Origin of the sequence: 'Santalum album' aster yellows phytoplasma, assembly GCF_018283495.1 — a bacterium.
GTDB classification, from domain to species: domain Bacteria; phylum Bacillota_I; class Bacilli_A; order Acholeplasmatales; family Acholeplasmataceae; genus Phytoplasma; species Phytoplasma asteris.
This window is the reverse complement of sequence record NZ_JAGVSK010000011.1, coordinates 1-10715: the sequence shown is the minus strand read 5'-3', so window position 1 is coordinate 10715 and position 10715 is coordinate 1. Positions and strand designations below refer to the sequence as shown.

The window sequence follows — 10715 nt, the reverse complement described above, 5'->3', positions numbered from 1 at the left end:
CTTAAAGTTTCTACCAAAGAATATAGTGTGTGGTCTAATAGTTGTTGTTTTTCCAAAGGTTTTTTTTGATTATCTAATTCGGATAATTTTTGTTTTTTTTGATTATTTTCTGTTTGTAAATTCTCTATCTTTTTTTTATTTTGAGCTTTTTTATTTTCAATATAATCTTTTCTTATTCTTTTCAAATAATTAGTTTCTAATTTATTTTTAGGAATTTCATTAAAGTTATTTTGAAATATTTCATTATCTATATTATTTTTTTCTATATCATTGACTTTATTAATAGTTTGTTCTACATTTAATTTATCATGATCCAGACTAAATGTTTCTGGTGCATCAAAAGGATATGGGGGATTATATGTAGGTAGTGTTTTTGTTTTTTTAAACCATCCAAAAGGATCAATAATAAGAATAGCTAATAATACAAATAAAAATAGAGATATAATTACAACTAGACATGATAATTGTTTTTGTTTTTGTTGTGTCACTTTTAAAACAACTGCCTTTCTTCTTATCCTAAATAAGAAATTGTTTTTTATTTTAAAAATGTAAAAATAATAAATTTTTAATATGATGATCAGTTTCCAAAAGATAAACAATTTAAAATGTTTAAAAACTTATAAAGCTCAATTTAGCTATTTTTGCAGCATTTGGAAAAACTTAGATATTATGCAAGCCAGTTTGTAAATTAATATAGTGAATTTATTATTTTTACATAAAAAAACCTTTCTTTTATTTTTGTTGTATATTAAGTATTGATAAATTAACAATTTGCAAATATTAATTATAATTATAAAATTATTTATAAATATAATTATATCTATTAATTTATAAATATACAATTACAAATAATATTTTTAATCTAATTCTTAACAAATAACAAATAAGGAAAAAAACAAATTGTTAATTAACTATATTTTAACATTAAAAAAAAACAAATATGCTTATTTATTTTAAATATTTGTTTTTCCATCAATTTACAAATAAAAACTGCTAAAATATTAAAATATTGAGTAATTTTAAAAATATTGATGCAAATAACAATATATGTTGTATAATAAGAGTACTTATTTGTAATCTATGATTTGTGCTTTTGGTTTTAAGATTTAAAGATTTAGCAATGATAATTTGGCAATTTAGCAATTTTATAATTTATAATTTTATAAATAAGTTGTAGCATAAATGGGGTTTGATAAGTTATAACAAAAAAGAAAAGTAATTTTATGAAATTTGTAAACAAAGAAACAAAAGACCAAAAAGACACAACAACTACCAAAGAACACAAAGACAAACACAAACAAAAAAAGCATAAATGGTCATTAATTCACATATTGTGCCTTATTTTAATGGTTATTATAATGTTTTTAAGTAGTTTTATTTTATATAACAAAGAACACAAAGACAAAATATTTACTCAAAAAAAAGAATCAACAAAACTACCAAATCCGATTATCCAAGAAAATAAACCAAATAAAGAAAATAATAATGAAATAGTTAACCAAATTAAATTAATTTCAAACGAAAATAATTTAATTGTTACAAACTCAAACGAAAATACCCAAATGATAAATATATACGATTCAATAACAAACAATTTAATCAAAAAAACTACTTTTTACCCCAATCAAAAAACTATTAATTTCATTGAAAAATACAACCCCCAAACTAAAAAATGCCTCCAAATAAAACACTTTACACAACAAGGAACTTTATTTTGTGTCATATATCTTGATCAAAATACTCAAAAAATAACAAAAATAATTTATTACCACGACAATAACAAAATAACAATGAAGCTAAATATAGCCTTCAAACTGGAAAAAAGATTTCTCATACTTACTATCTTAAAAACGGCATTGATATTGATTACATAGATAAATACAACGAAAAAGAAGAAATTTCAGAAACAATCCATTATATTGTTACAAAATACTAAACTAGTTTTGTTCCTTGAAAAAGCCCCAAAATAAATAAAGACCAACTTTGAAGTTGGTCTTTTTATATTATCATAAATATTTAGTTTTGGGAAATTTAGTCTTGATTTTAGTAAAAATAATATTTATAATTTTAAAAAACTAATTGTTATTTTGTGTTTGCAAAATTTTGAAAAATAAAATACAATATCAAAACAACAAATAATAAAATAAATATTACAAAGAAAAAAAATAAAAAACTATTGGTTACATTAGAATTATTATTTTGAGAAGTATCAGAATCACCACCAGAAATATCAGAAGAACCGGAACCACCTGAAGGAGTTAAAGGATTTTGATCTTTTAAAATATTAAATTGAGTATTTAATTGATATACATGAACTTTTTGATCTTTTAATTTGTTAATTCCACCCAATTGGTCTAAAGCTTCTTGTACTTTTGCATCTAAATTAGATGATTCATCAGAAACACTGCTTTTTGAATCTTGTTCATATATTGCATCATTTAATGTGGATATTGATTTCATATATGAAAAAATATTTGTAATTTTGTCTAAAACATTATCGTACTCTTTAGAAACTTCTCTAAATTTTAATGTTTTTTCTGTCAATATTTCAAATGATGTTAAAATACTATTAACATCTGTATTTAATTTTTGTACCCAAATATATATTTGTTCCAAATAATCAATTACTTGTTGTTGGGCTCCTACTTCTTTTTTTTTAATTAAACCTAGGATATTTATAAAAATGGGATCATTTAAATATTTTTGAATTTCTGTTTGATTATTAACTGCTAATTGATTAATTTCAGTTTTGATTTGAGTAATTATCGCGATAGAAACAAAACGCCTTAATTATTAGCTAATAATTAGGTTTTTTTGAGCCTCGCACAACACCGTACAAGCAAGTTTCCAAGCATACAGCGTTTATATAAAATATATTTCTTCTTTCGCCTTGTATTTGGTTTTCCCAAATTCCTTGGTAAGTCAGTCCACTTATGCATTCCAGCTAAGCTTTGAATTTCTTACGACTACTACGATTCTGCTTTTTCCTTGAGACTAAACACTTAAGTTTATTTTAGATGCTTTTATACTTTTAGCAAATAACTTTTAGGAAGATAGAAGTTACTCTAATTTCTTACCTTAATAGTTTTAGGAGAGATAACCACAATTAATATACAAAAATAAAAAAATTATGTGGTTGTGGTGGTTTTAGGTTTAGCAATTTTGCTTGCCGCTTAAATCAATAAGTGTTAGTAAATTTTATATACGCAAAAAATATATAAACTGCCCTAAAATATAAGGTATCAACTGTTTTTCCTTATAGCTACTGCCCGTTTTTTTCTCTTAGGCTTATTGCAAAGCTTTTCCATGACTATTTTCAACTCGCAAATCCAAATGATAAACAGTTTCTCGTTTTTTTGCTTTTATTTTCTGCTATAATCTATCTTGCTTTCACAAAATAGACCAAAAATATGTTGTACTGCATTACTAATTGCAGTTGTAAATGGTTAATTTACTAAGAAATTAGGCATCTTTCTCGCCCTTTTGCAATAAATCTTGACATTGTATTTTTATTTGTTCTGTTTGATTCTCTTTAGTTTCAATTAGAGTTATCACGTTTTCAATATCATCATCTTGGTCAGCAAAAATTAAATAATTGTGATTTAAAAATAGCAAAATAGCCCAAAAGCCAGCAAATATTAACATTTTTGCTTTATGTTTTTTGAGTTTTACCATAATTTATATATCACCTGCTTTCTTTATATGATTTTATTTCCAACTTAACATTGAAATAAAATTTAAAAAATTAAAAAGGCAAATACAAAAATAGAAAATAAATAAATTTTAAAAATCATCTTTGTAGAATCATCAAAAAATGTATTTATTCTCATGCTAATTATAACACAAATTAAAGTTAAAAAATGTAATATTATAATAAAATCACTGCATTTTATTCAATTTTAACAAACTAAATCTCGATTAAAAATTAATTAAATATTAAAAGAATAATGAATTCAGGTCATTTTAAAACGGTTTTTTAGATACAAAACATTTAAAGTATGATATAATAAACCTACAGGATGATAGTTACTTTAAGTTTGTATATTTTAATTAGGAGGTTTTATAATTGTTAAAAAAATCAGTTAAAAACAATTATTTAATTTTCTTGATATTAATTACATTTGTGTTTATTTCATGTTTCTTATCAGCATTTATTCCAAGTGCTTTTGCAGATGACAAAAAAGATCCAAAAGAAAAAACAACTCCTGTATCTGAATCACCACAATCACAAGGACCAAAATTAGAGGTAGAAAATTATAATTTAGTTCAAAGTGTTCAAGATTCTTTAAATACAAAAACATCATTATCATGTTCTTACGTGGCTTACAAAACAAAATTATATTTAAAAAACAAAAATCCTAAATCTCAATCTGAAGTTGGAACACTTGTAGAGTTTCTATATTCTAGCGTTCTAGGAGTTGATTATTGGGAAGATGTAGAAGTAGAAAGTTTTGATAAATGCACATATGATGATGATAATACAAAAGCAAGTTTAATAAGCATATTAACAAGTGTTTTTAAAGAAGCTAAAACACTTTTAGCCAATGTAGATGAATCTTGTCTTCCTTTAGTAGAACAATTAAGTGATAAACTTTTTGCAAGTTGGATACAAGATACAATAAAGAATCTTTGGCCAACTAAAGCTTAATAAAAAAATATTAAAATTATAAATTAAATTATTGAAAACAACCATTTACGGCATTCCCGTAAATGGTTTTTATTTTATCAATTTCATTTAACAAAAATATCAAAAAACAATAATTATGTAAAAAAAACACCATCACCAAACAAATAATGTGTTATAATAAAGACATTAAAACTTAAATGAAATATTTTTTCTTTTGAAAAAAATTAATAAATTCAATAACTATTAAATTAACTAATTCACAAAGTGAATTTTAAAAAATATTATGAAATTTATTATCTTACATCAAAACCAAAGAAAATAACAAATAATTTAAGTAAAATTGTATAAAATTATATCAAAAAATACAATTAAATATACAAAAAAGGAAGAAACTGTGGAACGATCCTATGAAAAACTGCTATAATTTATTTATAAATAATCTACCCTCATATTGGAATGTAATTTGTACTACTATAACCCTTGCTTTTTTAGGAACATTAGGGGCTTTTTTGTTATCTTTATGGCTCCTTTATATCAAAGGAATCAGAAAAAAGAAACGGATAAGATTTTATGAGAGATATTTTTACAAAACAATAGATATTATCTTATATTTTTATATCTTTTTTGTTAAAAGTGTCCCTATGATGTTACAAGCAATGCTTGTTTTTTATGGACTTAGAAGAACTGGTTATTTTGAATGGTTAGAACCTTTTCAAGCCTCACTATTTATCCTTATTTTTAATTCTTGCGCTATGTTAGCAGAATTTATGATTAAAAATATGTCCTTTTTTGACCCTGGTCAAATTGAGGCATCCCTAGCTTTAGGAATGACTCGCAAGCAAGCTTTTAAACGTGTTATATGTCCTCAAGTAATCCATCAATCTTTACTGCGAATTATCAATGAATTTATTCTAAATATCAAAGATATTTGTGTTTTTTATGTAATTACAGTTGTAGATATTTTTACTTTTAGCAAAAATAATTATAGAACATCAAATAATTTTGGTTTTTTAATCAACGCATCTTTAATATATATAATTTTAATTTTCATCTCTTCTTATCTTTTAAAAAAATTAGAAACCAAATTAGGTAATAAAAATGCATAACATCATCGAAATTACAAATCTCCAAAAAAAATATGGCACTAAAGTTGTTTTAAAAGACATTAATTTAAAAATCAAACAAAACGAAATTATTACTTTAATAGGGCCTTCAGGAGCTGGTAAATCTTCTCTTTTAAGATGTCTTAATTTATTGGAAGAACCTGATTTTGGCACTATTTTATTTGAAGGCACAAATATCTTAAATCCAAAATATAATGTGTATAATTTAAGAAAAAAAATTGGCATGGTTTTTCAACATTTCAATTTATTTGCCCACAAAAATGTCTTGAATAATTGCACTTTGGCACTCACAGAAGTATTTAAAAAAAGCAAAGAAGAAGCACAAACAATAGCACGCGAAAAATTACAAAAAGTAGGACTCTTAGATGTAGCATCTCAAAGCATTCAAACACTTTCAGGAGGACAAAAACAACGGGTTGCAATTGCAAGAGCCTTATGTATGAATCCAGAAATAATTTTATTTGATGAACCTACCGCTTCTTTGGATCCACAATTAACTAAAGAAGTTCTTGATATTATGACTAATTTAACTCATGAAAAAATAACTATTATTTTAGTAACTCATGAAATTGCATTTGCTCAAAAAATTTCTGATAGAATTGTTTTTATGGCAGATGGCATAATTTTAGAAGAAGGAACTCCACAACAAATCCTTAACAACCCTCAAAGTGATAAATTAAAAACTTTTCTCAAAGATGCTTCTTTTAATAAATACAAATGATTCAAAAATAATAAATTTAAAATAGGCAAGCCAAAAAGAAAAACTATAATCAAAAAAAATATTAAATAAGGTGTTTTAATAAAAACGAGTAAATAACAAAAGTGATAATTTTATAATTGACTAAATAAATATTATAAGTATAATTTTTTTAATTACAAAAACTTTTATTAATAAAAAACATAATCCCAAAAGAGGTAATAAAATGAAACAGAATAAAAATTTAATTATTAGTTTAGCTGTTGGTGATTTTGTAATTTTAGGCATAATAGGGGGAATTGTATGGTGGCAACTAACAAAAGATAAAACAACTACTCAAACCACCCCAACCGAAGAAATTGCATTAAATGGCGATTTAGTAGTAGGAATGGAACTTAAATACGCTCCTTTAGAATGGTTTACTATGGGAAACAACGAACAATACAAAGACCAAATACATCCTATTCAAGGAAAAAAAAATGGATTTGCTTGTGGTTATAATGTAGCAATTGCTAAAAAATTAGCTAAAAAATTAAGTAAAAAATTAATTATTAAAAAAATAGATTTTGATGGATTATTTAATGCTTTAACAAGTAATGAAGTAGATTTAGTTATTGCAGGACATACCAAAACCCCTGAAAGAGAAGAAACAGTTGCTTTTTCAGACCCTTATCATTTTGGATCAGTTAAAGTTATCTTACACAAAGATTTAGTAGTAAAAAAACTTGCAGATTTAAAAGAAAAAAAAATAGCTTACCAAAAAGATTCTGCACACGAAAAAAAAGCAAAAATGATAAGCGATCATCCTCAAGAATTACAAGATTTAAATGCTTTTAATTTAGGATTACTAGCAAAAACAATTGATGGTTATATTTTAGAATCTGATGTTGCAGAATTATTTATATCAAAAAATCCAACATTAGCAAAATCAATTCCAAACATCGATAACCAATTAATGGAAAAAATCAAAGAATATTATGACTCAAACCCTCAACTTACAAAAGAAGAATGCCAAACTTTCCAAAACACCAAACAATCACATATAGCAATCAAAAAAGAAAATGAAAAATTAACAAAAGAGGTCAATAAAGCATTAGAAGAACTACATTTTACACAAGATAACCAAACAACTCAAGCATTAAAATTAAAAGTTGTTCAATATGCAAAAGATGAAAATGCTAATTTATAATAATGTCAAATATTTTTAATTGGTTTAATTTATTAAAAAGATTATTAAAAATATATTATCCATTATATAAAGAAGGCTTTGAAACCACATTTAAAATTGCTTTCTTTGGTACCATAGAAGCTTTTATAGTATCTTTATGTGTGCTTTATATTAAAGGAATCATAACTCTTAATAAACATACAAAAATGAGTTTAAAAAAACAATATTTCTTTAAAATACTTGATAAAAGCATTAATGTTTATATTTTTATTATTAAAAGTATTCCTATGATGTTGCAAGCAATGTTTTTTCATTTCGGACTCAAAGGAACTGGTTATTTTAAATGGTTAACTCCATTGCAATCTGGTTTATTTGTAATTATTTTTAACTCAGCTGCTTATCTTGCTGAAGTTATGATTAAAAATATGGAATTTTTTGACTCTGGACAAATTGAAGCATCATTATCTTTGGGGATGACACAAACACAAACCTTTAAAAAGGTTGTGTGTCCCCAAGTTGTCCGTAAATCTTTATTAAGAATTTCTAATGAATTTATTGTTAATATCAAAGATAGTAGTGTTTTTGGAGTTATTGGCATAAATGAACTTTATAATGCAGGAAGCACAGTAAACGCATCTGTTGCAAGTGCAAATGCAAAAATATTGGCTTTAATAGTGCCTGTCTTTGTTTATTTAGTTTTGGTGTTATTAGTTTCTTTGTTATTGAAAAAAATAGAAAAAATAAGTGATAGAAAATAAAATTATGTTTTTGTACATAATTTTATTTTTCCATTTGTTTATATAATATTAATAGTGAAAGTGTAATTTAAAAAAGTATATAAATATTATTAAATATTTTGCTTTAATACAACAAAGATAAAAAAAGATAAAATATTTAATAATGTAGATATATTTATAAAAAGTTCAATCATAAAAGAGAGGTAAAAAATGTCTTCTAATAAAACAAATATAAAAAAAATAAATTCATAAAAATTGATTCTGGAGAGAAAAAACCTCCTAAAAGTCCAAATGGTAAATACCCAATAATGGGAGGAAATAAAAAAACATATTCAAAAGGTAAAAGTGAAAGAGCAAATCAAAACGCAGGAACCATAACCATAGGAAGAGATAGCGGATATGTTCATTATCACGAAAAACCTTTTTGGGCATTGAGTAATTGTTTTATTATAAATAGAAAAAATATAAAAGATTTAGAATATCAAACTTTATATAAATTATTACAAAAAAATCAAAAAGGCATTAAAAATTTAAAAAACTTAAATAAAAAAGGTAAAAATATTAAAACCAAAGATTTAGAATTTTTTTTGAACAATATATTAAATGTTTTTTTAAGTAATATTTCTTTGCAAAAATATTTTACAATTAAAAATATTCACGGAGAACATCAAAAACATGAACCATCTGGCAAATACTTATGGAACTCATGGAGGAAAAGGACAAAAAAAGGAATATTGTAATAAATATAATACAGTCTCTTATAGCGTAATAATTACAAGAGGAGGAAAACAAAAAAATATTTGTTATCACAATGAACCTATTTTTGCCACTAATAATTGTTTTGTAATGATGTGTAAAACCGAAACTATATGTAAACATTTATATAACTTTCTAATACAAAAACAAGAAGAAATTAATAATTTTAGTTGTGTCCTGAATGCAAATCCATATTATATGGGAAGTAAAAATGATCTGCTTTTTTATCTACAAGATTTTCCTTCATATTTGGAAAATTTAGAAAAACAAACCAAAGAACCTAAGACTAAAGAAATAATAGAAAAAACAATCAAACAAATAGATAAAATAAAAAAATGAACTTTTAGGACGTTTGGAACAAATCAAAAATGTAGACGAATGTTAATTTTAAGTTGTATTTATAATTTATATTAATAAAAAAACCACCCCAAAAGGTGGTTTTAATTTTATATTCTGTAGTCTCATATGGAAATAATTTTAAAATAGTTATAATATTTAATAAAAGACAATATAAAAAGATAAAAGTAGCCTTTTTGGGGCTACTCATTTGTTTATTTGGCTTAAGAAAGATATAGTTAAAAAAATAAAATCAGAAAATAATATGGTGGCTCCGGACAGAATCGAACTGTCGACACGAGGCTCTTCAGGCCACTGCTCTACCGACTGAGCTACAGAGCCTATGGCGGTCCGGACGGGACTTGAACCCGCGATCTCCTGCGTGACAGGCAAGCATGTTAACCACTACACCACCGGACCAATTTTGGTTGCGGGGATAGGATTCGAACCTATGACCTTCGGATTATGAGCCCGACGAGCTACCAAACTGCTCTACCCCGCGGTATAATATTTAATTGATGGCGGAGGAAGAGGGATTCGAACCCCCGCGTCCTTTCGGACCTCTCAGTTTTCAAGACTGACCCCTTCAACCGGACTTGGGTATTCCTCCAAAAAAATGGTGGACCCGGTAGGATTCGAACCTACGACCAACCGGTTATGAGCCGGTAGCTCTGACCAGCTGAGCTACAGGTCCATGGTAGCGGCAGAGGGATTCGAACCCTCGACCTCACGGGTATGAACCGTACACTCTCGCCAGCTGAGCTACACCGCCATCATTTTAAGATTAATATATTAATGTTAATGTTTTTATGGTGGAGCTTAGCGGGATCGAACCGCTGACCTTCTGTGTGCAAGACAGATGCTCTTCCAGCTGAGCTAAAGCCCCAAAATGGTACCTGGAGTCGGACTTGAACCGACACGGCTATAAACCATGGGATTTTAAGTCCCACGTGTCTACCGATTCCACCATCCAGGCAAACATATAAACATTTTTTGTATTTTATATAAAAATAAAAAAAGAAAAAGAAAGATTAATAAAAAGTGGTATCCCGTGAAGGAGTCGAACCTTCGACACCTTGATTAAAAGTCAAGTGCTCTACCAGCTGAGCTAACGGGACAATAAAGTGGTGCCAAAAACAGGAATCGAACCCGTAACCTACTGATTACAAATCAGTTGCTCTACCTATTGAGCTATTTTGGCAATAAAATTATTGTTTTTCTATAAAAAAAGAATAAAAAAGATAGTAATTGTTTGGTAGAGGATGAGGGA

At 26.0% G+C, this 10715-nt stretch carries 11 protein-coding genes, 10 tRNA genes and 1 pseudogene; 9 read left to right on the top strand and 13 right to left on the bottom strand.

Annotation, left to right across the window (positions count from 1 at the left end; translation table 11 throughout):
• Positions 1-488, bottom strand: a pseudogene (locus KE631_RS02365) (hypothetical protein); the annotation flags it as partial.
• 735 nt (positions 489-1223) lie between these two features.
• Between KE631_RS02365 and KE631_RS02650 the strand changes: the two are divergent.
• Both KE631_RS02650 and KE631_RS02595 read left to right on the top strand, forming a co-directional pair.
• Positions 1224-1874 carry a DUF2963 domain-containing protein gene (locus tag KE631_RS02650; protein ID WP_308507132.1) on the top strand — a complete coding sequence of 217 codons (651 nt, stop codon included), beginning with the start codon at positions 1224-1226 and terminating at the stop codon, positions 1872-1874.
• Entirely contained in the window at positions 1826-1936 is a 111-nt protein-coding gene (locus KE631_RS02595) for a DUF2963 domain-containing protein (protein WP_308507133.1), read from the top strand. The genes KE631_RS02650 and KE631_RS02595 overlap by 49 nt, the downstream gene beginning before the upstream one ends.
• 146 nt (positions 1937-2082) lie before the next feature.
• On the opposite strand, the gene KE631_RS02355 is transcribed toward KE631_RS02595, so the two are convergent.
• Both KE631_RS02355 and KE631_RS02350 read right to left on the bottom strand, forming a co-directional pair.
• Positions 2083-2616 (bottom strand): hypothetical protein, encoded by a 534-nt coding sequence (locus KE631_RS02355; protein ID WP_212509249.1) that lies wholly within the window; start codon positions 2614-2616, stop codon positions 2083-2085.
• A gap of 846 nt (positions 2617-3462) precedes the next feature.
• Entirely contained in the window at positions 3463-3675 is a 213-nt protein-coding gene (locus tag KE631_RS02350) for a tengu-su inducer (RefSeq protein ID WP_212509248.1), read from the bottom strand.
• A gap of 391 nt (positions 3676-4066) precedes the next feature.
• Here KE631_RS02350 and KE631_RS02345 point away from each other — a divergent pair, with 391 nt between their 5' ends.
• The 7 genes from KE631_RS02345 to KE631_RS02315 all read left to right on the top strand — a co-directional run bounded on the left by KE631_RS02345 (position 4067) and on the right by KE631_RS02315 (position 9448).
• A complete protein-coding gene (locus tag KE631_RS02345; RefSeq protein WP_212509247.1) occupies positions 4067-4648 on the top strand; it encodes a hypothetical protein in 582 nt (193 codons plus the stop codon).
• Positions 4649-5034: 386 nt separating this feature from the next.
• Complete coding sequence (locus KE631_RS02340; RefSeq protein ID WP_212509246.1) at positions 5035-5733, top strand: ABC transporter permease subunit; 699 nt, start codon at positions 5035-5037, stop codon at positions 5731-5733.
• The gene (locus KE631_RS02335; RefSeq protein ID WP_212509245.1) at positions 5726-6472 is read left to right on the top strand and encodes an amino acid ABC transporter ATP-binding protein; all 747 of its coding nucleotides are present in this window, start codon (positions 5726-5728) and stop codon (positions 6470-6472) included. Before KE631_RS02340 ends, KE631_RS02335 begins: the two co-directional genes overlap by 8 nt.
• A 202-nt stretch (positions 6473-6674) precedes the next feature.
• Positions 6675-7637, top strand: coding sequence for a transporter substrate-binding domain-containing protein (locus KE631_RS02330; RefSeq protein WP_212509244.1), 963 nt, complete (start codon positions 6675-6677; stop codon positions 7635-7637).
• 2 nt (positions 7638-7639) lie between these two features.
• Positions 7640-8374, top strand: a complete 735-nt coding sequence (locus KE631_RS02325; RefSeq protein ID WP_212509243.1) for an ABC transporter permease subunit — start codon at positions 7640-7642, stop codon at positions 8372-8374.
• Between the two features lie 227 nt (positions 8375-8601).
• On the top strand, positions 8602-9093 hold the full coding sequence (locus KE631_RS02695; RefSeq protein WP_425305909.1) for a restriction endonuclease subunit S: 492 nt from the start codon (positions 8602-8604) through the stop codon (positions 9091-9093).
• Positions 9029-9448, top strand: a complete 420-nt coding sequence (locus tag KE631_RS02315; RefSeq protein ID WP_212509241.1) for a hypothetical protein — start codon at positions 9029-9031, stop codon at positions 9446-9448. The genes KE631_RS02695 and KE631_RS02315 overlap by 65 nt, the downstream gene beginning before the upstream one ends.
• A 263-nt stretch (positions 9449-9711) precedes the next feature.
• On the opposite strand, the gene KE631_RS02310 is transcribed toward KE631_RS02315, so the two are convergent.
• From KE631_RS02310 to KE631_RS02265, 10 genes are all read right to left on the bottom strand, one after another.
• A tRNA-Phe gene (locus KE631_RS02310) sits at positions 9712-9787 on the bottom strand.
• Positions 9788-9789: 2 nt separating this feature from the next.
• Positions 9790-9865: transfer RNA gene (locus KE631_RS02305), tRNA-Asp, on the bottom strand.
• A gap of 5 nt (positions 9866-9870) precedes the next feature.
• Positions 9871-9947 (bottom strand) — tRNA-Met (locus KE631_RS02300).
• Between the two features lie 17 nt (positions 9948-9964).
• Positions 9965-10055, bottom strand: a tRNA-Ser gene (locus tag KE631_RS02295).
• A gap of 7 nt (positions 10056-10062) precedes the next feature.
• A tRNA-Ile gene (locus tag KE631_RS02290) sits at positions 10063-10139 on the bottom strand.
• Position 10140: 1 nt separating this feature from the next.
• Positions 10141-10217, bottom strand: a tRNA-Met gene (locus tag KE631_RS02285).
• 38 nt (positions 10218-10255) lie between these two features.
• Positions 10256-10331: transfer RNA gene (locus KE631_RS02280), tRNA-Ala, on the bottom strand.
• Positions 10332-10335: 4 nt separating this feature from the next.
• Positions 10336-10421, bottom strand: a tRNA-Leu gene (locus tag KE631_RS02275).
• A gap of 66 nt (positions 10422-10487) precedes the next feature.
• Positions 10488-10563, bottom strand: a tRNA-Lys gene (locus tag KE631_RS02270).
• A 7-nt stretch (positions 10564-10570) separates the two neighbouring features.
• Positions 10571-10646 (bottom strand) — tRNA-Thr (locus tag KE631_RS02265).
• Positions 10647-10715: the final 69 nt, after the last annotated feature.